Here is a 20,878-nt window from a genome sequence, read left to right as displayed (position 1 = left end):
CCTACTACACACTAGGGCCACGTTGACACTTCACACCAGATACAGACCAGCACCAACGCTCCTGCGCGAACCATCAACCACACTGTCAACACCACCACAGTACCCCACTACCCCACCACCACGACAACCCCCCAATTGACGAGGGATCACCGATGGCACTGATGTGATATCGAGAATGATTATCAATAAAGTGCTATCACGAAGGGTGACAAGATCATGAAGGTTAGGAACTCGCTGCGATCTTTGAAGAACCAGCCTGGCTCCCCAGTGGTGCGCCGTCGTGGCCGCGTCTACGTCATCAATAAGAAGAACCCACGGCTCAAGGCTCGTCGAGGCTGAACAGGTGAAGATTGATGGTCGCCCGTCCATTCGCACGGGCGACCATCTAAGTCCTCATCATATGACGTCAGCCAGCGTCCTTCGCCTTCTTGGCGGCCCTGACGACCTCTTCCTCGGTGGCGTCAGGATGCTCTAGGCGCCACTGGGCCTGCCAGGCTGCACCGATGATGCCCGCTCGGTTCAACAACTGGGCAGGGACCATCGGCGTCTCGAGCTTGAGGTACTTGAAGAACTTCTTATGGTCCTTGGAGACGCCGCCACCGACGACAAAGAGGTCGGGGGAAAAGAGCATCTCGACCACCTCGTAGTAGCGCTGCAGACGCTTGGTGGCCCAGTCCTTATAGGACATGTGCTTGCGGTCCTTGACTGAGGAGGCGGCGCGCTTCTCGGCGTCGTGGCCATCAATCTCGAGGTGCCCGAGCTCGGTGTTCGGCAGCAAGATGCCGTTGTTGATAACGGCAGAGCCGATCCCGGTGCCCAGAGTGGTGAGAACGACGACGCCGGGTACTCCCTTCGCGGCACCGTAGTACACCTCGCCCACACCGGCGGCGTCGGCGTCGTTCAGGACGGTCACCGGGCGCCCGAGAGCGTCACTGATGTACTCCTCGGCATGCAAACCGGCCCAACCCTGATCGAGGTTAGCGATGAAAGGGATGACGCCGTGGCGTGCCGGGGCGGGGAAGGAGATGCCAACTGGCCCGTCACCGATGGTGGGGGCGAAATTGTCGACGATCTCATGCAGCACGGAGACGACGTTCTCGGGAGACGACTTCTCCGGGGTAGGAATACGAAGCCTCGGTTCGGCGAAGTCTCCGACTTCAAGGTCAACCGGGGCTCCCTTTATTCCGGAACCACCAACGTCAATTCCCAGCACCTTCCTCATGGTGGATAAGCGTAACGGTAGATGGTTGGTGCAAGGGAGGCCTGGGCGACAGTTCCCGAGTACGCGCGGCACGGGTGCGACTCATCTGACCGACAACGAAAGACCGGGCGTCCGCAGCGTCGAGATTGGGGTAGGAGACCGTTACCGGGCCTGACGAGGTATAGGCGGAGAAATCAGCCAAGCCGAGTTTGCGCTGTATTGGACCCTGGGACAGCCCAACCGACTGCGACCGAGCATGAAGAACGACGCTGAAGGTTCAGGTGATCAGCCCCGTGCGCGTCACGACGACCTCCTCGTCGAATCCCCAGGCGATGATGTCTGGTCAAGCCACCGAAACCACCGCGCTCGCTTTGGAATTCCGTTGAGGCACACTGCGTCCAGTCGGAATCCAGGCCACAGAGCGTCAAGGGCAGTGTGCACTTGTTCACTGTCGCCGATCGGCAAGAGAACCGTCGACCCCCGCCTCGCTGACCTGTTGCCCATCGGAGATCACAGCGCGGCGTCCTTCTCCTCGCCTGGCAGTCCGTCGATGGAGGCGCTGCTGGTCATGGCAGCAGTGACGAGTTGAACCGATGTCACGCCCCAATACCGGTCGAGCGGGCCGGCATTGATCTTCACCGCCTGCATGCGGTCATAGGGGACGATGACCATGTGGCGGAACTACGGCCCGGAGCGGATGCATAAATCATTGGACGATGCCGGCCCCAAGACGTACTTGGGGCCGGCATGTCAGCGTGCATGCTATGGCGACTTCATGCACGCTCACCACACGGCGTGACGACGAACGTCCGATTCGTCGTGGATCAGCACCCGTCAACGACTGCCGGTGGCGTGGGCATTGACCTCATAAGAGGTGTTGGTGGCCTCGAAGAAGTTCACGAGCTGCAAAGTGTCATTGGCGGTAGCCATCCACTTGGCCGGGTTCGCTACGTGGTATTCCGGCTCGAATCCGAGCTCCTCGAGACGGCGATCTGCCAAATATTTGACGTAGTCATTAACGTAATCGGCATTCATCCCGAGGATGCCCCGGGGGAGCATGTCGCGGTTGTACTGCTCCTCCATCTCGACCCCCTCGACGATCATGTCGTGGATCTCAGCCGCGAACTCCTCGGTGGCGATCTCTGGGTTCTCCTCTAGCACCGTCAAGATGAGGTTCATCCCAAATTTCAGATGTAAGGATTCGTCACGGACCACCCAGTCGATGAGGGATCCGAAATTGCGCAGCAGGTTCCGCTGACGGAACGACAACGCCACCATGAATCCGGAGTAGAACCAAATCCCCTCGAGGATGATGTTGTAGGCCACCAGGTTGCGCACGAAGTCCTGCTTGCCCTCGACGGTGGTGATGTCGAGAGTCTGCTCGGTCATCCGCTTGATAAACGCCACCTCGAAAGCTTCTTTGCGAGCCATCGAGGGGACGTGAACATGGGATCGGTAGGCCTCGTCGCGGTCAATCGGGAAGGTCTCGAGGACGTACTCGAAGGCCATGCAGTGGTTGGCCTCCTCCCACATCTGCTTGGCTAAGTACAGATGGCACTCGGCCGCGTTGACATAGGGGTAGACCCCGAAGGCCAGCGCCTTGTTGACGAGCAACTCATTAGGGTTGAAGTAGCTCATGAGGTGGGTCAGGGCGTGGTGCTCGTCGGGGGTCATCCGGGAGAAATCGGCGAGGTCCTCGTCGAGCTGGATCTCGTTGGGGAACCACGTGTTCGCCACAGCCTGGTTGTAGAGGTCATAGGCCCAGGGATAGGTGACGGGCTTGAGCAGCAGCCCCTCCTGGATTCCGGAACCAAGGATCATAGGTGTTCTCGCTTTCAGCGGGCGATGTGGTCAGTCACTGGCAGGACTCGCACTGTTGACGTTCCTGTGGATCAACAGGGCAGGAGGTGCCGTCGATGATGTCAAGAGAGACGACGGGCTCGACGTCGACACTCGCATTGAGCGTCGCGTTAACCGACTTTTCGATCGTCGCGGTCGACACCCCCTCCCGACGCACCGAGGTGGCGAATCCGCGACGCGGACCGTTCCGGCGCCCAGCAGCCTTGTTGACGGCCACCGTCGACTGCTCGGCGGTGTGGCGAGGCAGCATGTGTAAGTAGTACGTCGTCTTGACGCCCATGCGCCATGCTGCGGTGTAGAGGTCCTCCATATCGCCGACCGACCTCGAGGCCAGGTAGATGTTGCGGCTAATGGCCTGATCCACCCACTTCTGCGCCCGGGCAGCCACGTTGAGGTAGGCCATCGGGTTGAGGGTGAAGGAGGTGCGGTAAAGGCGTCGCAGGGGCGCCGGAATGGCCTCGATCTCGCTGGGATCACCCTGGCGACGCAGCAGTTCCTCGCGTACCGACTCCCACAGGCCCAGGTCCTTAAGGTCAGCTACGAGGTTGCGATTGACCTCAAGGAACTTTCCGGCCGAGGTAGCTCGGGAGAACATCTGGGAGAACTGCGGATCCAGGCCGGGCGTTGTGCCCGCGATGAGGCCAATAGATGCTGTCGGAGCGATGGCCATCAAAGTGGCATTGCGCATCCCTGCGCGCACCTTGGTGCGCAACGCATCCCAGTCCATCCGCGTCGTCCGATCGACGTCAACGGGGATGCCACGGTCGTGTTCAAGCACGGCCAGAGTGTCCATGGGAACCATCCCGTGCGACCACCCCGACCCCTCAAACATCGGGTAGGTCCCGCGCTCGGTGGCCAAATCGGCCGAGGTGTCAATGGCGTGCCAGCTGATGAACTCGACGATCCGGTCGACGATTTCGCAGGCATCCGGGGAGTCGTAGGGGACTCGAATCTGCTCGAGCATATCCGTCAGACCCATGACGCCTAGACCGATGGCACGGTTCTCGTCGTTGGAGCGCTGAGCCTGTGGCACCGCTGAGGCAGTGATATCGACAAGGTTATCGAGGTGACGCACCGCCAGCCGAGTGGTGGCGGCCAGCTGGTCCCAGTCCAGACGACGCTTGCCACGCGGGCCGACCAGGTGTGCCGCCAAATTCACCGAGGCGAGATTGCACACTGAGGTGTGGTCGCGGTCCTGCGGTAGGCAGATCTCAGTGCATAGGTTTGACGAGTGGATCGTCCCGGTGTTGTTGTTCAGCGCGCGGGTATTAACGCTGTCTTTCCACGTCAGCCACGGGTGCGACGTCGTCTGCAGGCTCACCAAGATGGCTCGGAACTGCTCGCGGGCAGTAGTGCGGCGGAAGCGCTTGATCTTGCCAGCCTCGGCCTGTTCGACGTAGTAGGCGTAACGCTTGGAGAAATCTGATCCGGTGAGCTCGGTGAGGTCCGGGGTTTCGGCGGGGTCGAAGAGGTACCAGTCCTCGTCCTTGGCGACACGCTTCATGAACTCGTCGGAGATCCACACCGCGGTGTCGGCGGTGCGGGTGCGTCGGTACGGGTCACCGGAGTTCTGCCGCAGATCGAGGAACTGTGGGAAGTCCATGTGCCAGTTCTCCAGGTAGAAGCACAAGGCGCCGAGCTTCTTGCCACCCCGGGAGACCGCACGCAGCGTGGAGTCGATGGTGTGTATGAAGGGGATCGGCCCGGTGGATGCGGTGTTGTCCGAGCGGATCGGGGATCCTTCACAGCGCAGCTGCGACATCGACAGTCCGATGCCGCCGGTGCCTTTGGTGATCCACATGACGTCGCGGATCGTCCGAGCGATGTGCTCCAGGTCGTCCTCGGTGCGCATGACGAAGCAGTTAGATAGCTGGGCCGACGGCGTCCCGGCATTGACAAGAGTGGACCCAGCCGCCAGATGGCGCAGATTGCTCATGGAGTCATAGAGAGCCAGTGCCGAGGAGGTGGGGTCATCCTCAGTGAGGCTCAGACCCATCGCCACGCGCATCCAGAAGTACTGCGGCACCTCCAAAGCCTGCTTGTCAGGAGTGCGCAAGAGATAACGGTTGACCATAGTACGCACGCCCATGAACCCGATGAGGTCGTCACGAGTGGGGTCGAGGGCAGCTGCAAGTGCTTCGAGGTCGAAATCTCGCCCCAGTCGCTCGTCAAGGTGGCCATCGGCGACGAGCTTGGCGATCGTGCGTGGGAAATAGCTGCGGTGCAGATCCTGCACCCGCTCAGGATCGACGTCGCCTAGATCGTCGTGGGTGTTGCCAAAGACCTCTTTGTAGAGCTTCTTGACGGCTATCCGGCTGGCGATGGTGTCGAAGGCAGGATCGTCCTTAGCGTTTCCCAGGGCCACCTGAATGACAGCCTCATCAAGGGCGTCGGTGGTCATCCCGTCAAAGAGGGTGATCTCCACCTCTGCCTGTAGCAGGGTTGCTCGGGCGACGGCGTCGTCAAGACCGCGTGCCGAGTCAATAATCGAGGCGGCGACTTCGTTGCCGTCGTAGGGGGCGAGAGACCCGTCCCGCTTTCGGACGCGGATGGTTGAGATGGGGTCGGCGCTCATTGCAGTTCCTCCGTGCGATGCCGTGGGCACGCGACCGGGCGGAATGCGGCAGGGGACAGTGGTCCCTTTGAACGCTGCGATACTTCCCGCGAGATCGCGAACCGGGCCCCGCGGTCGCGGGACCACACCTGGCAGGTCTTCGGGCTCACGAGCTCGTCCTGGTCGGACACCTACTGGCCGTCGCTTCCCATGCCGAAGCACAGTGCGTCATGACGGCGGTCGTTCTCATATACCGCTGCGGGGCAGCTCCGGATTCACACCGGATTCCCTCTTGGCCCGTGCGAACACGGGAACCACGTGCACTCGTCACTATATGAAGGGCGAGCAAGGGGAGTCAACGGAAGATATTCCCAGGCCCTGCCATCCGCACTTCGGCTCCGTGAGCAACGTCGATCGCGACGGCTCGCCGCGTTGAAAATATGGCCGCACGCGGTGGAAGTGGTGGGCTGAAACCGAGTGTCACCGCCAGGCGCCGCGGAACCGTGCCGGGTGCCACGGGGCATCCTCGTTGGGGACGCCGAGTTCGTGGGCGGCGCGCAGCGGCCAATTGGTGTCACGCAGGGCTGCCCGACCAGCCATGACCGCGTCGGCACACCCTTGAGTGAGGAGTTCCTCGGCCAGCTCGCCGGTCCAGATCATCCCGACGGTGGAGGTCGGAATGCCCGCCTCGGCGCGTATCCGAGCCGCTAAATCGGCCTGGTATGCCGGGGCCACCGGGATAGGGGCTGACGAATTGCCACCCGAGGAGGCATCTACCAGGTCGACGCCAGCTGAGGCGAACCGACGCGAAAGCTCTATTGAGTCCTCCACCGTCCAGCCATCATCACGCCAGTCAGTGACCGAGAGGCGGGCCAGCAGAGGCATATCGTCGGGAATGGCCCCGCGCACCGCTTCAGCTACCGCCAACGGCAGACGAACCCGTCGGTCATAGTCGCCTCCCCAACCGTCGGTACGGGTATTGGACAATGGCGAGTAGAACTGGTGTAGCAAGTAGCCGTGGGCGCTATGGATCTCGACGGCGTCGAATCCGGCTGCCACGGCACGCGATGCCGCAGCCCGGAAGTCGTCGATAACCTTCGAGATGTCGTCCTCGTTGAGGGCGGTGACGGGCAACCCGGCATACTGCTTGCCGTCGGCAGGCGCGGTAGTCGGACCGAGAGGAATCCAGCCGCCCTTCTCAGGAGGAACCACCCTGCCATGGAAACCTGGCCACCATTTTTCGGTGGAGGCCTTCCGGCCGGCATGGCCCAACTGGACAGCAATCGTGCCGCCAAGCTCGTGGACAGCGTCAGTGACTGTGCGCCAAGCCGCCACCTGATCATCATCCCACAACCCTGTGTCACAAGGGCTGATGCGACCTTCGGGGCTTACTGCGGTGGCCTCTGCGATGATGAGGCCGAAGCCACCGATAGCGAAGGACCCGTAGTGGACAACGTGCCAGGTACCGGGAACCCCGTCCTGAGAGTCCACGGCGTACTGGCACATCGGCGGCAGCCAGGCGCGGTTACGAACCGTTAATCCACGAAGGATGAGGGGTTGAAACAGTAGAGGCGACGTCATGACTCCATGACATCACGCGTTTCAACCCCCCGAGTCCTCAGGCGTGACCGCCGGCTTCAGCAGACGTGGTGGTGATAATTCGGCTCCCACTCGCGGACGGAGGCCACCTGAACGGCCGTTTTGGGATAGGGATCAGCCTCTATCAAGCGCTCGAGGACGCCACGGTCAGGCACCGTGTAGATGAGCACAGCTCCGCTGCCATCAGCCAACGGGCCAGCGTTGAGGAGCTGGCCACGCTCGCGCATGCGGTCAAGGTTCTCGAGGTGAGCCGGGCGCGCGGCCATGCGCTCCTCGGCGTGGGCGGGATCGTAATGGGTTTCGACAATGAAGACAGCCATGCAGGGCATCCTAATCGCGTCCGGGGATCATGTCGTGGCGTATATGTTGCTGCTGAGGCGGGGTGCCACCGCACGCTGCACAGCTGGCAGCCGTAAACCCGATTGCCACACATGTGAAAGACCTTGTCAGAGCCATTTTGTGTGGATGGTGGGCGCAAGCGTGCGCAGTGTCGATGGAAGTCTTGGTTGGTTGGGCGGCCAAGGTTTTCGAGCTCAGGCGATACTGCAACGCCCAGTCGGTGCTGGAGTGGAGTCGTGCGTGCCGGACCGAATGAGCTGCCGGGTCTGTCGGTTGGTGAGGGCATAGCCGGTCTGTGGTTGTGAGGTGGACCTGGCAAAGATCGTTCCCGCCACCTTCCCGTCGGTGGTCAGCAGCGGACCGCCCGAGTTTCCTGGTTGCACGGTGCCGCGCAAAGACAGGATCTCGCGAACAACGTCGCCGTCACCGTAAATATTCTCGCCACGAGCCATCAACGTCCCACGCACTCGCGCAGCCCTGACCGTGTACGGTCCGTCCAGCGGAAAACCAGCGATGACCGTCGAGTCTCCGGTGTCTACCGATGAGGCCATCGGCAGGGCAGGGGCCTCAAGACTAGGAACAGCAAGCACGGCAAGGTCGAGGTTGGGATCGTAGGCGACGACACGCGCCCGCAGGCGGGCTCCTTCGCCTCCAACCTGCACCGTTACTCCGTCAGACCCGGCAACAACATGGGCGTTCGTGACGACGCGGTGCCGTGAGCTGACCCATCCGGTGCCCTCCGAGGCCCGATCACATTGGTGCGACAGTGATCTCACCTTGACGATGGACCTCGCAGCCTGCCGTACTCCAGGGCTATCGGCGGCGGAGTCGTCGGGGTCATCGCTGGGAAGACGGGGGTCTTGGCCGGTAAAGACCTTCGGGAAGGCATCGGCTACCTGACCGACAAGCCGTGCCGCTTCGTGACTGATCTGGGGTGGCACCGCGCGGTTGGCGGTGTTGATGACAGCCGACTCGTCGATGGCCTGAGCCCATTGGGGAGGCAGGATCGGGGCTAAGGCTGTTGCCCCTACCGTTACGACCAGGACTGTGGCGGCGACAGACAGCAATGCGCCGCCAATCCGGTCAAGAATCCCTAGCCCTACTGTCTCAGAGGCGCGGCGGATCCAGCGGGCGAGCCCCATACAGAGGCCATGGATGACTTCTATGATGACGAGGACGACGCCGAGGCGTAGTAGTCCGGTAGTAAGCCAGGACGATGAATTGTTGGTGATCCGGGACACGATGTCTCCCGACGCCCACAGCCCCACCCAGACTCCGCCAATCAAGCCGATGAGGCTGACGATCCCGGAAATCGCTCCTCGGGCCCATCCTCTCAGGGCGCGAAGGATGAGGATCACCGCGAGGATGATGTCGAGGGTGTGCGCCATGGCTCTCCCGTCAGAAGTGGGTAGACGAATGTAGACGAATACAGCATCTCAATGGTGCCTGTGAGGCAGCATTGAACCAATGTCGTCAGGCCAGAGCGTATTCGACTTCGCGGGACTCGTGGTTATTGGTAACTTGACGTCATGAGTCATCATGGTGGTGAGAACGAAGGTGCGGGAGCGGATTCGGTCTACGACGATCTCGTCATCCTGCTTGACGACGACGGCAACCATATCGGTACCGCCCCCCGGGCGACTGTCCATAGTCAGCACACTCCGAGGCATCTCGCCTTCTCGTGTCACGTTCTCGATGTCGGGGGCCGGATGCTTCTGACCCGGCGCGCTTTGACGAAAGTGGCGTGGCCTGGGGTGTGGACCAATTCCTGTTGCGGGCATCCGCGGGTGGGGGAGTCCATCATTGACGCTGCCGTGCGTCGCACCCACCAGGAACTTGGGCTCGATCTTGACCCGCGTCGGATGCGTGTTGTGCTGCCAGATTTCTCCTACCGCGCTACTGACGCCGGAGGCATCGTCGAGGACGAGTTTTGTCCGGTCGTTGTTGCCCGATTGTCCCTGCCAGAGGAGCTCGTCGAACTCAACCCAGACCCTGAAGAAGTTGAAGAGGTCACGTGGGTTGGGTGGCAGGACATGTACGCCTTGGCCCGGTCGATGCCGGCTCTGCTGAGTCCCTGGGCCGTAGAACAGGCACTGGAATTTGGGCCTGATCTTCCTATGGTGCGCTGAACTTTGCGCCGAGCTACCGGGGTATTTCGACGCTAGCGGTGGTGCTCCGCTTCTTACACCTGTGGAAACGACATCGATGTGTTTTCCCCAGCCGCAATGGTTTTCCACAGGCTTTCTGTGGATAACTCACCAGCCGCGGTCGCAATCATGAGAATACCGTGGGCTCCTCAACCGGAGGTTCTGCTCGCGGCAAGTACATCGTGAGCATGGCTCCACCGCTTGGGGCTCGCGACGCTTTGATCCAGCCCTGATGGCTGGTGACGGTATGCGCCACAATTGACAGACCGAGGCCGGTTCCGGGGGTGTTGCGGGCCCGATCAGAGCGGTAGAACCGGTCAAAGATATGAGGCAGATCGGCTTCTGCGATGCCAGGTCCTTCGTCACTGACGACGACGGTGTTGCCCTCCATAGTCACCGTCACAGTTCCACCGGCGGGGGAGAACTTCACCGCATTATCGAGCAGGTTGGTGACAGCCCGCTCCAAGGTGGCCTCGTCGCCCAGCACCAAATGGGGCTCCAGGTGGACGTCGAATTCCAGGTTCGGGCCGCGTCGTCGTCCCCTCTCGACTGCTTTAGATACCGCATATGACAAGTCGAAATACTCCGGACGCGGGGGAGGAGCGTCCTCGCGCGAGAGCTGGACGAGGTCGCCAATGAGGCTGGAGAACTCACCAAGCTGGGCGGCCACGTCGTCAAGGATCTCCCTGCGTGCTTCCTCCGGGAGCATGTGGCTCTTCTGGTCGGCCATCAGCAACTCGACGTTGGTGCGCATCGAGGTCAGGGGGGTTCGCAGTTCGTGCGAGGCGTCAGCGATGAGCTGCTTCTGACGCTCCCGGGAGTTCGACAAGGAGGACAGCATGTTGTTGAACGACACGGCAAGATCGCCTAGCTCATCATGAGAGTGGACCTGGATGGGCGTCAGATCTTCGGTGGTAGTGACGTGATGAACAGCTCGCGAGAGGTCGCGCAAAGGGCTGGTCGCAGAGTTGCCTGCCACGTATCCAGCGATGGCGGTGAGTACGATGCCTACGAATCCGGTGCCGACGAGGACGATCCATAGCGACCCTAGGGTGGCCCTGGTCCCGGTGAGGTCCTGGCCTGTGACGAGAGCGTAGTGGACGCCATCTGAGGTGAAGGGGACCGCGACGATGCGTACCGGAACACCGCGGGAGTCAATGACGGTGTGAGCTTTGATCCCGATCCCGGTGCGGGCGACTGCTAGCTCTTGGGGCCCCGTGGTGACGGTGACCTCAGCTCCGGGAGGCGTGGTGACTTGGCCGTCGGCGCGTACCAGGATGAGGGTGGTGTTTGTGGCGGTCAGGGAACTGGCTTCCAACCCACCGAGGTTTTGAGGGTCGGCGGCGACACTTGGCGAGATGGTGGCTGCCATCCGGGTGAGTTGCTCGTCAAGCTCGCTATACAGCGAGATACGGGTCATGAGCCACGCAGACAACGAGGTTAGAGCGACCGCGACGACGACAGACGCCGACACTAGGAGGCTGACGCGGCGCCCCATGGTCATGCGTAGGGGGCGCGGACGCCAATCGAGCAGCCTTCGCCACCAGCGACGGATCACGAATTCGCTTCCCGCAGTACATATCCGACGCCGCGAACGGTGTGGATGAGACGCGCCTCACCACCATGCTCAGTCTTGCGGCGCAGATATCCGATATACACCTCAAGGGAGTTCGCAGTGGTTGGGAAGTCGAATCCCCACACCTCATGGAGTAGCCAGGACCGCTCCAGCACCTTCTCTGGGTTTTGCAAGAAGACGGTCAGCAAAGCGAACTCGGTGCGCGTCAAACTGATGCGACGGTTGCCGCGGGTGACCTCACGGGAACCTGGATCAAGGGTGAGATCAGCGAAGGACAACTGTTCAGGGGCTTCCTCCGGATCCGGTTCGGGGCGGGAACGACGGGTGAGAGCGCGCAGTCGGGCGAGGAGCTCGTCGAGGGCAAACGGCTTGACCATGTAGTCGTCGGCGCCAGCGTCCAGACCGTCAACGCGATCATCGACAGCATCGCGGGCGGTGAGGATGAGGAGCGGGACGTCGTTGCCGTTGCTGCGCAGCATCCGGGTGGCCTCTAAGCCGTCCAGACGCGGCATCATGACGTCCATAATGACGGCGTCAGGGTGACTCCCGGACAGGTGGGCAAGAGCCTCCACACCGTCGGCGACGCTATCGACCTCGTAGCCGCTGTATTGCAGGGATCGGGCGAGAGATTCGCGCACCGCGCGGTCGTCGTCAACGACGAGAATGTGCATGCTCATGGCCTGACGTCCTCCGTCGAGGTTGACGAGGTGGGATCGGTATCCGCACCGAGTGTTGGGATGGCTTCAGGAGGAGCCGACTCCTCATTGGTGGGCGTGGTGTCATCAGTGGTGCCGGGTTTCGCCTTGCGGGCACGGCGTCTGGCTTGAGCGCGTTGACGGGCTGCGTTTTCGCGTTCTTCCTTGTCATGGGCTGCACGGGTGGCCGCAGCCACCTTAGCCAGGCCCTCGAAATGGGGTTTTGGTGCAGGGGGAGTTGATTCGGGGACGGCAGTGTGCTGGGAGCGCACCATGACGCCGTTGACCTCGCGTGTAAACCACCGGACAAGGCCATGCCCCATAACCTCAGTATGGCCGGTCGACGCGTCGATTCGTAGGCAGGTGGCCTCGTCAACAGCGACTGCGGCGGGCACGATGCCGTTCTCAACTGCGGAGATGAGCAGACCGTCGCCGCAGAGTGCGTCGTTGTGGGTGGTGACGGTCAGGCTGACGAGCCCGAGGCCCTCGACGAAGGTGACGTCGTCAAATCCTTCAGCCCCGGCAAGCGGGCCAACCTGACGACCTCGTAGCTTCCAGCCACCTGCCAGGGCAGTGACGCACGGAGCCATTGCACCGGCTGAGAAGCCGAGCCAGGGGGCGCCTGCGCGCACCAGCATGGATAGCTGCTCGGCTGCCGGGGCAAGCCCGTTGATGTAGCTCGGAACAGCACCGCCACCGACGATGATTCCTGCAAGGGTGTCGAGACCCTCGGGAAGCTGGAAAGATTCGTCTTCAGACCACAGCGGTGTTGCAGGATCACCCGCGGTGGGAGCGGTGCCGGGGCCATCGAGGTGAATAGTGAGGACATCCGCCTCGGCCCACCGGGACGTGACGATGCGCGTGAGTTCTGCGGCGTGATCGGCGGATTCGGAAGCCGGCCCGGCCACGACTACCGCGACCGGAGCGTTCGCGTTGTGATGGCGGGCCTGGGAGACGAACTCGTCGTAGACCTCTGACAGCGAGTCGTCGCACCCTCCACCGACCAAGAACAAGCTCATGAGGACAGCCTATAGTACTCTACCCCCCGGCTCGGGGTGCCAGCACGATGAACGGAGCATTCGTTCAAGATAATGAGCGCACCTCATCGACGATTCCGGGCATTGCGGCCTCGATGGCGTTGAGGGTGTCCTCAAAGCCATCGACGGATCCATACCAAGGATCAGGCAACGAGGTTCCCGGCTTACGGGATGGGTCGTAGTCGCGGATGAGGCGCAGGTTGTCGGCGTCAGGGGCCATCTGCTTCATCATCTGGAGGTGGCGCGGTTCCGCGGCGATGACAAGGTCTGCGGACATGATCTCGGACTCGTCGATCTGGTGGGCGTTGTGGCCCGAGCAGGGGTATCCGTGGGAGGTCAGGACGGATTTGGCTCGCGAGTCCATCGGGCCGCCGTGTTCCTCATCGCTGACACCGGCGCTGGTGATGCGGGCATCCAGGCCTTCGTCGGCGAAGATCTTCCTGGCGACGAATTCAGCCATCGGGGAACGACAGATGTTTCCCCAGCACACGAAGATGACGGACGGGGTGTTCTCGTTGCTCACAGGGGGTCCCTTCCATGGTTGGTGGGTCCAGTCTGCCTGGTGTGGGGAGGGTTTTGCCGGTGTTCAAACTCGCGGCGAACTACACGGAGCTGCCAGGAGATGCCCCGATTCGGCGATGCGAACGTCAACAGCGAGATTTTTGGGCAGCTTTGGATGATGGAGACTTGAATCCCAGACAGAATACTCCTACCTGCAATATCCTCAAATCACGAGATCCTGAGTCACGACCGACCGCGAACGAGGGGTTCAGCTGGCCATGCCCGTTGGGGTCACCTCCCAGGACTGGGCCACGCAACTTGGCTTAGACACCGCGGCACCCTGGCGCACCGGAGCACTCGACGTCACCCGCCAAGCCACTGCCAGTGGCCACTTCGTCAACGCCCGCTGCTACACCTCGGAAACCGAACGACGCAGCGTGCTGGACTCTGGCTCCACCGCTACAACCAATACCGCCCGAACCCTTCTGGGCAACGACGCCGAACACCTCTTGACGCTGCACCGACTGGACGCGTTCACAGCCGTGACCGTTCCTGAACGATCACGGCTGTGAACTCTCGTGTGCCACAAATGATCCACCAAGTGGACGGCCCGTGGGGCGAATCCGTCGCGGACCAGGCCCTGGACGATACATCGACAGGGGAAGAAGACCGGACTCACTGGCAAAGTGAGTCCGGTCTCCTTCCACGTAAACCCCAAGAGGATTGGGGAGGGCTGGGATCAGTTGGCGCGCAACTTCCCGTCAGCCGGCCCCCGGTCCAGAGCGGCCTGGAAGGCGAGGTCCAGAGCCTTCACCTCGTCGTCAACCTGCTGGACGGTGGTGGCGGGATTGAACCACACACCGGTTGCGTGGGTGAGCGCCTTGTTGATCGCTTTGTACCCCTCTGCGTTCTTGCCGAGGAGGTACTTGTCACGGTTGATCCGTGTCTGCCAGATCTTCGTGTTGAGGCGGTTCTTGACGTACACGGTCGCCGCGTCGGTGGGCTTGAGGTCGCGGTAGGCCGCGACCTTCGCGTACGTGGACAGCACGTCGGTCTTGCTCTCGGCCAACTGCGCCGCGGTGCTGGTTGGGTTGATCGTGCGGATCAGGGCGCGTGTGATCGAGAAGCCCAGCTCGACGTGAGCAGCCTCCACCTTGTTGACCAGGTTATGGTTGGCCTGCTGGATGGTCTTCACGCTGGTGGTCAGCAGGTCGACACGAGCCGGGATGGTGGACAGATCCACCGGCGGCACCTTGCCGGCAATGATCGACTCGATCGCGGTGCGCAGTTCGAAGGCCGTGTCGAGGAGCTTGCGGATCTCCTCGCCGTAGTTGACCTTCGGAGCCTCGCTCGCGGGAACCTGCGCCTGGGGCATCTTATGCAGCCCGGCGATGCGGGCATTGACCTGTGCGAGCGCCTGCTCGGCGTCGACCTGGGCATGCTGGCGCCGCCACGGCGACCGCGGGCGCCACCGGTGCAAGCACTGCCCCGGTCAAAATCGGGATGATAAGAGCCGAACGGTTCATGGGAATCCTCCTCGAGGGATGTGGAACAGCCATTGGGGCCGATCAGTGAGTATCAAAGTCCTTCTCTCGTCAGAACCCCTTATCTAACCTCCCCGCCACGATTGTGAACGAAAGTTATTCAATCTGACCGAAAGCTCTACTCATTCCTCGGATTTGTTGTTCGCCACAGGGATGGGCATTGCCGCAGCAACACCGGCAACTGCCTCGCCGGCGGATACGGCAGCGCCGGTTTGCGTTGTCGCTTCACGGTGGACCACTCAGTGACGCTGGGTGACCGATGCACAGCGCCGCGTGGTCATCACAGAGGGGATCAACGTCGAAGGCGTCAAGCTGGCGCTGATCACCGTTCCCCACCCGGACCGTGTCGCGGGCACCCCGTCCACGAAACCTCCCACGGCCGCGAACCTGACGACTGCGGGAGTTCTGCTGATTGTGGATCTGCCATGAGGCTATAGCTGCCCACTGCCTCAAACGTGCTGACTCTGTCGGCGGGGTAGCGGCATCGTGCCTATTCCTCGTTCTAACAATTTCCCTCGCTGTGGTGGTCGTGCGTTTCAACGCCCTGCCCACTCCCCATGCCCACGCGCTGCAGGTGACGTTGGGGTGGCTGACCGTCCTCGTGGCGCTGATACTGGGTATCACACGCCAGTGGACTCGGATATATCGCGTGTGTGTCAATGGGAAGACCGAGAGATTCCACCACGCTTTGACTGATTAGCTGAGCTTACGTCCGCTTGCCACACCTCTGCGACTGAATGGCGGGGTGGGTTCGGGGGCTGAGCACACCACTACAACTACCACCGGCCTCACATGGGCTACGGCAACCAGTCACCCTGATTGGTCACCGTCTCAGCCGCTTGGCGGCAGCATGGCCCTAAGACGGCAGTGGCAAGCGTGGAACGTCAAATATGCTTTGGCCGTAATACCCTGCGTGGACACCAACTGTTCTCCATGGGGCCGGAGGCGGTGTTGCCAGGTGCATCCCGTGACACGAAAAGGACCGGCCCACCTCAAGGAGGAGGGCCGGTCGTAAAAGTGTCTGGGAGACTTGTAGGTCGGTGTTGAAGACACTTGAAGGGTTAGCGCAGGGTGATCGTGACCTTCGCCGTGGCACTGCCTTGGTTGAGGTGCAATCGCACCACCCGGTCGCCCGGGTGCGAGGTGACGTGAGCGCCGGACGCCTGCACGTCGTACCCGTGGGGGGCCGAGATGGCAGGAACCACCACAGTCGTCTCGTCCGACTCCTCCGCGCGCGACCCGTCGGGCCGCTGGGCGGTCCAGGTCATGGTGAACACGCGTCGGGACCGGTCGTGGTGGTACGCGGATGGGGTGCCCGCGACACGGTCCGGGTGGGGAACGGCGATCAGCGTCAGCTTGGCGCTTTCGACGTTGGTCCCCTGGGGTGGCCGAGCTGGGTCGTCGACGAGGGCTTGCTCGGTGCCCGGGCCGGCTGTGGTGGGATCACCGGCAGTGTAGGCCCACCACTGGACGCCGACCCGGTTGCGAGCTGCCAGGTCCATCTGGGACGTGATCACCGCGGGGGTCGTGATGGCGCCGAACTCGGTGAGCATCAGCCCCGACCCGGTCTGACGTGAATGCTTCTCTGCGTTAGTGAAGACCCGGTTGTCGGGCGCAGTGCACCCGACATAGGAGTGGAGGGTGGCCTGGCTGGTGCAGTAGTCGTGGAAGCTCAACCCCAGGTTGGATCCCGTGAGCCGGACGTTGGTCCCGACACCTATATTGAAGAACTGCATCGGCTCGTACCAGACAGTGGTGGCCTTGTCGACCGAGCGGATCGCGTCGACAGTCTTCTGCTGGACGGCCGACAGTCGCGCGTCAGCAGCGCGGCAACCGAGCTGCGTGAGGCACCGCGTGTAGCGGTGGCCCGGGAACGGCTCGTTGAACAGGTCGTAGCCCTGCACGCCGGGCACGTTTCGGAAATGCTCGGCCACATGTCGCCAGGCGCTGGCGTAGTGGTCGGCAACACCGATGCCGTCGGAGGCCTTGGTGTTGTCGTAGAAGGAGTCGAAGGAGTATTTGACGGCCTCGTTGAGGAAATAGTTGCCGGGGAAGCCCGTCTTGACGATGTTGGGCATGCCGTGGTCGAGCGCGGCCCAGGCAGGCCACCCCTCCCCCTGGTACTTCTCGTTGACCATGTCCTGATGGAAGTCGAGGACACTGGCGATGCCGTGGGCGTTGAGGATCCGCACGGTGCGTTCGACCCGGGCCAGGTAAGCGTCGTCGTAGACGCCCGGCCGAGGCTCGACGCCGGCCCACAGCACCCCCAGCCGGACGCTGGTGAACCCCTGCGCCTCGAGGAAGGCTGCGTCGTCTTCACCGAAACCGACGGCATCGGGGGCGTAGGGGGCGCTCTTGGCGACCTCGTTGATCCCCTGCGTGATGACCACGCGGTGCTGGGCGTCGGTCACCCAACGCCCCTGGGTGGTCCACCGTGAAGCGTCGACGCGAACTGGCGCTGCCGTATCCGCCGGCGAGGCAGTTGCCGGTGTTGCTGCGGCAACGCCCATCCCTGTGGCGAACAGGGACAAAGCTACAAATCCGAGGGCAGACTTTCGACGCATGGCAATTCCTTCTTCTAATGTCAACTACCAGCAGCCGCCAGGGTGAATCGGGCTGGAGATGACTGGCGAGGTACCAGCATATATGAAGAGGGCGCTTCGGTGGGGTGACGAGCGTGATACACGGAGCTATAGCGCGCCAAGTAGCCGCGAAATTAGCATGATCGGCGGGCTCACGAAAGATAGCTTTCGGACATATTAGGTAACTTTCGTTCACAGTTGGCGGTTATTTGTTGCAGGGAGCCTCGCTGGGGTCGGATCATGCGGATGGCTTCAGTCGGTCTTGGGCGTGGCGCCTGTCTGGCTAGAAGGCCAAAGGTCTGCAGCAGGCCAGATGTGGAACGCCAAAAGTCTGCTGCAGGACACCCCGAGGAACGTCTACTTGGCGGAGAGCTGCGCCTTCGCTGATCCCCCGCCACCAAGTCGTATGGAAACTCTCGGAAATTACCTTAGGAGGGTGAATGACCTCACTGACCGAGCGAGGAGAATTCTCAATGTGATGCATCGTTCAGGTCGCCACTTGTGATGAAACTATTATAGTCCACCCTTTTTGAAATGAATAAATTAATTCATGGAATTTTCCCCGTGTTCCACTGAGGAGTCACTGATGAAGATCAAAGCACGATTCGCCGTCATGGCCGCGAGCGTGGCCGTCCTGATGGCTGCCGCGCCGATTGCGCAGGCCGTTCCTTCGCCGGGGGATATCCATCCCCTGATCCCGGCAGTCCACAGCCCCGACGGTATTCCCGGTAACGGCGTCGGGCCGGAATTCCACGCGTCGTCGATGGCGCGTTCCTACAGCGAGAAGCACCTGGGCGTGGCGCCGCGGGGTGTGAACGACTTCTCCTGCAAGGTCAAGCCCGGCGACCGACCGGTCATCCTGATTCCCGGTACTGGCGGCAACGCGTTCGCCACGTGGTCCTTCTACGGGCCCCATCTGGCCCATGAGGGGTATTGCGTCTACACCTTCACCACCAATGTCCCCGTGGGGATCCTCGACGAGGGTTGGGGCTTCACTGGTGATGTGCGCGCCTCCGCGCAGGCGCTGGGTGTCTTTGTGGATCGGGTCCGGAAGGCGACGGGCTCCGAGAAGGTCGACCTCGTCGGGCATTCGCAGGGTGGCGGCATCCTGCCGAACACCTACATCAAGATGTACGGCGGAGCGTCCAAGGTCGACAAGCTGATCGGACTGGTGGCCGCCAACCACGGCACCACTGCCGGCGGTCTCGACAAGCTCGTCCACGGCCTGCCCGAGGCCGTGAAGGATTTCCTTAGCACGTGGAGCTACGACCACAACATGGAGGCCTACGGCCAGCAGCTCAAGGGATCAGCGTTGATGCAACAGGTTTACCGTGACGGCGACACCGTCCCGGGTATCGCCTACACCGTCATCTCCACCCGGCTCGACATGACGGTCACGCCCTACACGCAAGCCTTCCTCAAGGGCGCCAAGAACATGACCGTGCAGGACGCCTGCCCTCTGGATGCCTATGGCCACGGCGGCCTACCCTATGATCCCGTCGCCTACCAGATGGTGCTCAACGCCCTCGATCCGAACCACCCACGAGAGATCTCCTGCACGTGGCGGCCCCGGGTTCTGCCCGTATCCACCACGGATGCTGCATGAACTGTGGCAGGTCAGGGTTCTCCAGCGCCGTGCGGCGTGGCCACCAACCACGACTGTGGTGACAACGAACAGTAGCTCGGTCCCTGCCTTGTGCCGGGTGGCGCTGCCATGTCGTCCATCAGGGTTAGGTCGTGGTGGGCGCGTCGTCTGCGTGGGTGACTACCTGTACGTTCACCGCTAAGTGAACTGACCGGGGATGTTGGTCAATCGTGAGAAGGGTGGCTGGTTCCCGCAGGCCGGGTGGGGCCGGTGGTGGTTGTAGTAGTGCAGCCAGTCGCCGAGCTTGCCACGGCGCTCCGCCTCGGAGGTGTAGCAGCGGGCGTAGGCCCAGCCGTCGGCCAGGGTGCAGTGGAACCGTTCGATCTTGCTGTTGGTCTGCGGCCGGTACGGGCGGGTGCGCTTGTGCTTGATGCCGAGCTCGTTGCAGGTGTTGCGCCACAGGTGTGAGCGGTAGACGCCGCCGTTGTCGGACAGGACCCGCTCCACGGTGACGCCGCGCTGGTGCTCGCCGCGACGTGGGGATCGGTTGTCGGGTCAGTCGACGGGGCTGACCCGGATGAGGTTGCCGTCGGGGTTGGCGATCACGAAGGTGCGGCCGAACACATCGTCGTGCGGTTCCTCGATGACGTGTACGCCCTTCGCGACCCCCTCTCGGTAGGCGTCATCGACCGCCGCGGACGACCGGGGGACCATGAGCCCGATCTCGCTCGTGCGGGGCGTGTCGCGGGTGGTGTCCCCGTTGCGGCCGGTCCAGATGGCGAACAGCACCCCGGGTGTCACCTCGAAGGCGACGTAGCGCGGGCTGGTGAAGTTGGGCTCGATGTCGAACAAGTCGCTGTAGAAGGCGGTGGACCGCTTGGCGTCGCTGACGTAGGTCAGGAACAGGTTGGGTGCCGACATGGGTGTCTCTCGGGTCAGTGGATCATTTGGCACTAGCCGATCACCAAAACAGGACAACTCATGTCATGTTTTCTGCGAGGATCGGGGCCATGAAGTCCTCGAGGCTGTTGTCGATCCTGCTGCTCCTACAGGCCCATGAGCGGATGACGAGCCAAGAATTGACCCGACGATTCGAGGTCTCACCGCGCACGATCCTGCGTGACGTCGAAGCATTGCCAGCTGCGGGCGTTCCGATTCACACGGTGGCGCGATCGTGCTGGACGGCCGGGCTCGGCTGGACGTCGCTCGTCTCGATCCGGGAGAGCTTCAGCTGCTCACTGTCGCGGGGCTGGACGCCGACCTTCTTGAGCAGGTCGGGCTGCAGGCAGTCCACGCCAGCGCCCAGGAGAAAATGACGGCCGTCGCCACGCGAGGACAGGTGCTTGGTACCCCGCCCCTGTCCGAGGTACTCCTCATCGACCCATCAGGGTGGTTCACGACCGGAAAGGAACTCGGCCTGCTGACCGCAGCGAGAGAGCGACGTCGCATCCGCCTGTGCTACCGACGGAGCGGAGAAACCAGCGAGCAATGGCTCACCGCGGACCCGTACGGGCTCGTGAACAAGGCTGGCTCCTGGTATCTCGTGGCCGACGTCGATGGGCACCCCCGCATGTTCAACACCAGCCGTATCGAAGAGCGCGATCCCCTCACGGATGTCGCGGTGCTCCGACCAGACTAAGACCTGCGGTCGGTATGGC

At 62.3% G+C, this 20,878-nt stretch carries 21 protein-coding genes, 4 pseudogenes and 1 riboswitch; of the genes and pseudogenes, 8 read left to right on the top strand and 17 right to left on the bottom strand.

All coding sequences use genetic code 11. The features are described 5' to 3' along the window. The first annotated feature begins 216 nt into the window (after nucleotides 1-216). Nucleotides 217-339 (top strand): type B 50S ribosomal protein L36, encoded by a 123-nt coding sequence (gene ykgO / locus A5483_RS10050; RefSeq protein WP_063811738.1) that lies wholly within the window; start codon nucleotides 217-219, stop codon nucleotides 337-339. A gap of 67 nt (nucleotides 340-406) precedes the next feature. Here the strand turns inward: ykgO and ppgK are convergent, their stop codons facing one another. The 9 genes from ppgK to A5483_RS10015 form a co-directional block, all read right to left on the bottom strand. Further along, entirely contained in the window at nucleotides 407-1,222 is an 816-nt protein-coding gene (gene ppgK / locus A5483_RS10045; protein ID WP_042843171.1) for a polyphosphate--glucose phosphotransferase, read from the bottom strand. Continuing rightward, nucleotides 1,200-1,403 carry a hypothetical protein gene (locus A5483_RS12650; RefSeq protein WP_306417317.1) on the bottom strand — a complete coding sequence of 68 codons (204 nt, stop codon included), beginning with the start codon at nucleotides 1,401-1,403 and terminating at the stop codon, nucleotides 1,200-1,202. The genes ppgK and A5483_RS12650 overlap by 23 nt, the downstream gene beginning before the upstream one ends. Nucleotides 1,404-1,501: 98 nt before the next feature. Next, nucleotides 1,502-1,705: a hypothetical protein gene (locus A5483_RS12475; RefSeq protein WP_233500927.1), complete on the bottom strand. Its 204-nt coding sequence runs from the start codon at nucleotides 1,703-1,705 to the stop codon at nucleotides 1,502-1,504. 6 nt (nucleotides 1,706-1,711) lie between these two features. Further along, the gene (locus A5483_RS10040; RefSeq protein WP_002550064.1) at nucleotides 1,712-1,873 is read right to left on the bottom strand and encodes a PH domain-containing protein; all 162 of its coding nucleotides are present in this window, start codon (nucleotides 1,871-1,873) and stop codon (nucleotides 1,712-1,714) included. A gap of 162 nt (nucleotides 1,874-2,035) precedes the next feature. Continuing rightward, nucleotides 2,036-3,022: a ribonucleotide-diphosphate reductase subunit beta gene (locus A5483_RS10035; RefSeq protein ID WP_063811737.1), complete on the bottom strand. Its 987-nt coding sequence runs from the start codon at nucleotides 3,020-3,022 to the stop codon at nucleotides 2,036-2,038. 34 nt (nucleotides 3,023-3,056) lie between these two features. Next, nucleotides 3,057-5,636 (bottom strand): ribonucleoside-diphosphate reductase subunit alpha, encoded by a 2,580-nt coding sequence (locus A5483_RS10030; protein ID WP_063811736.1) that lies wholly within the window; start codon nucleotides 5,634-5,636, stop codon nucleotides 3,057-3,059. 113 nt (nucleotides 5,637-5,749) lie between these two features. Continuing rightward, a riboswitch (cobalamin riboswitch) is annotated at nucleotides 5,750-5,949 on the bottom strand. A 146-nt stretch (nucleotides 5,950-6,095) separates the two neighbouring features. Further along, complete coding sequence (locus A5483_RS10025) at nucleotides 6,096-7,196, bottom strand: NADH:flavin oxidoreductase/NADH oxidase (protein WP_063811735.1); 1,101 nt, start codon at nucleotides 7,194-7,196, stop codon at nucleotides 6,096-6,098. 56 nt (nucleotides 7,197-7,252) lie between these two features. Continuing rightward, nucleotides 7,253-7,534: a YciI family protein gene (locus A5483_RS10020; RefSeq protein WP_002550076.1), complete on the bottom strand. Its 282-nt coding sequence runs from the start codon at nucleotides 7,532-7,534 to the stop codon at nucleotides 7,253-7,255. Between the two features lie 213 nt (nucleotides 7,535-7,747). Continuing rightward, the gene (locus tag A5483_RS10015) at nucleotides 7,748-8,941 is read right to left on the bottom strand and encodes a MarP family serine protease (protein WP_063811734.1); all 1,194 of its coding nucleotides are present in this window, start codon (nucleotides 8,939-8,941) and stop codon (nucleotides 7,748-7,750) included. A 141-nt stretch (nucleotides 8,942-9,082) separates the two neighbouring features. Here A5483_RS10015 and idi point away from each other — a divergent pair, with 141 nt between their 5' ends. Further along, on the top strand, nucleotides 9,083-9,682 hold the full coding sequence (gene idi, locus A5483_RS10010) for an isopentenyl-diphosphate Delta-isomerase (protein WP_002550071.1): 600 nt from the start codon (nucleotides 9,083-9,085) through the stop codon (nucleotides 9,680-9,682). A 145-nt stretch (nucleotides 9,683-9,827) separates the two neighbouring features. On the opposite strand, the gene A5483_RS10005 is transcribed toward idi, so the two are convergent. From A5483_RS10005 to A5483_RS09990, 4 genes are all read right to left on the bottom strand, one after another. After that, the gene (locus A5483_RS10005) at nucleotides 9,828-11,204 is read right to left on the bottom strand and encodes a HAMP domain-containing sensor histidine kinase (protein ID WP_063811752.1); all 1,377 of its coding nucleotides are present in this window, start codon (nucleotides 11,202-11,204) and stop codon (nucleotides 9,828-9,830) included. Between the two features lie 50 nt (nucleotides 11,205-11,254). Beyond that, nucleotides 11,255-11,947 carry a response regulator transcription factor gene (locus tag A5483_RS10000; protein WP_277619705.1) on the bottom strand — a complete coding sequence of 231 codons (693 nt, stop codon included), beginning with the start codon at nucleotides 11,945-11,947 and terminating at the stop codon, nucleotides 11,255-11,257. A 2-nt stretch (nucleotides 11,948-11,949) separates the two neighbouring features. Then, nucleotides 11,950-12,990, bottom strand: a complete 1,041-nt coding sequence (locus A5483_RS09995; RefSeq protein WP_063811733.1) for a cyanophycinase — start codon at nucleotides 12,988-12,990, stop codon at nucleotides 11,950-11,952. Between the two features lie 64 nt (nucleotides 12,991-13,054). Further along, entirely contained in the window at nucleotides 13,055-13,531 is a 477-nt protein-coding gene (locus A5483_RS09990) for a low molecular weight protein-tyrosine-phosphatase (protein WP_082864046.1), read from the bottom strand. A 14-nt stretch (nucleotides 13,532-13,545) separates the two neighbouring features. On the opposite strand from A5483_RS09990, the pseudogene A5483_RS11630 reads away from it, so the two are divergent. Continuing rightward, nucleotides 13,546-13,751, top strand: a pseudogene (locus A5483_RS11630) (hypothetical protein). Between the two features lie 36 nt (nucleotides 13,752-13,787). Continuing rightward, the gene (locus A5483_RS09985; RefSeq protein WP_063811732.1) at nucleotides 13,788-14,081 is read left to right on the top strand and encodes a hypothetical protein; all 294 of its coding nucleotides are present in this window, start codon (nucleotides 13,788-13,790) and stop codon (nucleotides 14,079-14,081) included. Nucleotides 14,082-14,248: 167 nt separating this feature from the next. Here A5483_RS09985 and A5483_RS09980 read toward each other — a convergent pair. After that, nucleotides 14,249-15,035, bottom strand: a pseudogene (locus A5483_RS09980) (CAMP factor family pore-forming toxin). Nucleotides 15,036-15,305: 270 nt separating this feature from the next. On the opposite strand from A5483_RS09980, the pseudogene A5483_RS09975 reads away from it, so the two are divergent. Beyond that, nucleotides 15,306-15,753 (top strand): annotated as a pseudogene (locus tag A5483_RS09975) (hypothetical protein). Nucleotides 15,754-16,114: 361 nt separating this feature from the next. Here A5483_RS09975 and A5483_RS09970 read toward each other — a convergent pair. After that, nucleotides 16,115-17,617, bottom strand: a complete 1,503-nt coding sequence (locus A5483_RS09970; protein ID WP_063811731.1) for a cellulase family glycosylhydrolase — start codon at nucleotides 17,615-17,617, stop codon at nucleotides 16,115-16,117. A 604-nt stretch (nucleotides 17,618-18,221) separates the two neighbouring features. On the opposite strand from A5483_RS09970, the gene A5483_RS09965 reads away from it, so the two are divergent. Further along, entirely contained in the window at nucleotides 18,222-19,241 is a 1,020-nt protein-coding gene (locus tag A5483_RS09965; protein WP_063811730.1) for an esterase/lipase family protein, read from the top strand. Nucleotides 19,242-19,418: 177 nt separating this feature from the next. On the opposite strand, the pseudogene A5483_RS09960 reads toward A5483_RS09965, so the two are convergent. After that, nucleotides 19,419-19,739: pseudogene (locus A5483_RS09960) on the bottom strand (integrase core domain-containing protein); the annotation flags it as partial. A gap of 36 nt (nucleotides 19,740-19,775) precedes the next feature. Beyond that, the gene (locus A5483_RS09955; protein ID WP_002549290.1) at nucleotides 19,776-20,141 is read right to left on the bottom strand and encodes a VOC family protein; all 366 of its coding nucleotides are present in this window, start codon (nucleotides 20,139-20,141) and stop codon (nucleotides 19,776-19,778) included. Between the two features lie 65 nt (nucleotides 20,142-20,206). Here A5483_RS09955 and A5483_RS09950 point away from each other — a divergent pair, with 65 nt between their 5' ends. Next, nucleotides 20,207-20,536: an HTH domain-containing protein gene (locus tag A5483_RS09950; RefSeq protein WP_042842844.1), complete on the top strand. Its 330-nt coding sequence runs from the start codon at nucleotides 20,207-20,209 to the stop codon at nucleotides 20,534-20,536. Beyond that, nucleotides 20,452-20,859 carry a WYL domain-containing protein gene (locus A5483_RS12760; RefSeq protein ID WP_442341956.1) on the top strand — a complete coding sequence of 136 codons (408 nt, stop codon included), beginning with the start codon at nucleotides 20,452-20,454 and terminating at the stop codon, nucleotides 20,857-20,859. The genes A5483_RS09950 and A5483_RS12760 overlap by 85 nt, the downstream gene beginning before the upstream one ends. Nucleotides 20,860-20,878: the final 19 nt, after the last annotated feature.

The organism is Cutibacterium namnetense (assembly GCF_001642025.1).
GTDB classification, from domain to species: Bacteria; Actinomycetota; Actinomycetes; order Propionibacteriales; family Propionibacteriaceae; genus Cutibacterium; species Cutibacterium namnetense.
Note: the sequence above shows the minus strand (reverse complement) of the source record. Positions and strands in the feature narration are given on the sequence as shown.

Excerpts from the sequence above, each read along its gene's own strand:
- ykgO (WP_063811738.1), top strand. The coding sequence starts at position 217 with ATGAAGGTTAGGAACTCGCTGCGATCTTTGAAGAACCAGCCTGGCTCC.
- ppgK (WP_042843171.1), bottom strand. The coding sequence starts at position 1,222 with ATGAGGAAGGTGCTGGGAATTGACGTTGGTGGTTCCGGAATAAAGGGA.
- A5483_RS12475 (WP_233500927.1), bottom strand. The coding sequence starts at position 1,705 with ATGGGCAACAGGTCAGCGAGGCGGGGGTCGACGGTTCTCTTGCCGATC.
- A5483_RS10040 (WP_002550064.1), bottom strand. The coding sequence starts at position 1,873 with ATGGTCATCGTCCCCTATGACCGCATGCAGGCGGTGAAGATCAATGCC.
- A5483_RS10035 (WP_063811737.1), bottom strand. The coding sequence starts at position 3,022 with ATGATCCTTGGTTCCGGAATCCAGGAGGGGCTGCTGCTCAAGCCCGTC.
- A5483_RS10030 (WP_063811736.1), bottom strand. The coding sequence starts at position 5,636 with ATGAGCGCCGACCCCATCTCAACCATCCGCGTCCGAAAGCGGGACGGG.
- A5483_RS10025 (WP_063811735.1), bottom strand. The coding sequence starts at position 7,196 with ATGACGTCGCCTCTACTGTTTCAACCCCTCATCCTTCGTGGATTAACG.
- A5483_RS10020 (WP_002550076.1), bottom strand. The coding sequence starts at position 7,534 with ATGGCTGTCTTCATTGTCGAAACCCATTACGATCCCGCCCACGCCGAG.
- A5483_RS10015 (WP_063811734.1), bottom strand. The coding sequence starts at position 8,941 with ATGGCGCACACCCTCGACATCATCCTCGCGGTGATCCTCATCCTTCGC.
- idi (WP_002550071.1), top strand. The coding sequence starts at position 9,083 with ATGAGTCATCATGGTGGTGAGAACGAAGGTGCGGGAGCGGATTCGGTC.
- A5483_RS10005 (WP_063811752.1), bottom strand. The coding sequence starts at position 11,204 with ATGACCATGGGGCGCCGCGTCAGCCTCCTAGTGTCGGCGTCTGTCGTC.
- A5483_RS10000 (WP_277619705.1), bottom strand. The coding sequence starts at position 11,947 with ATGCACATTCTCGTCGTTGACGACGACCGCGCGGTGCGCGAATCTCTC.
- A5483_RS09995 (WP_063811733.1), bottom strand. The coding sequence starts at position 12,990 with ATGAGCTTGTTCTTGGTCGGTGGAGGGTGCGACGACTCGCTGTCAGAG.
- A5483_RS09985 (WP_063811732.1), top strand. The coding sequence starts at position 13,788 with ATGCCCGTTGGGGTCACCTCCCAGGACTGGGCCACGCAACTTGGCTTA.
- A5483_RS09970 (WP_063811731.1), bottom strand. The coding sequence starts at position 17,617 with ATGCGTCGAAAGTCTGCCCTCGGATTTGTAGCTTTGTCCCTGTTCGCC.
- A5483_RS09965 (WP_063811730.1), top strand. The coding sequence starts at position 18,222 with ATGAAGATCAAAGCACGATTCGCCGTCATGGCCGCGAGCGTGGCCGTC.
- A5483_RS09955 (WP_002549290.1), bottom strand. The coding sequence starts at position 20,141 with ATGTCGGCACCCAACCTGTTCCTGACCTACGTCAGCGACGCCAAGCGG.
- A5483_RS09950 (WP_042842844.1), top strand. The coding sequence starts at position 20,207 with ATGTTTTCTGCGAGGATCGGGGCCATGAAGTCCTCGAGGCTGTTGTCG.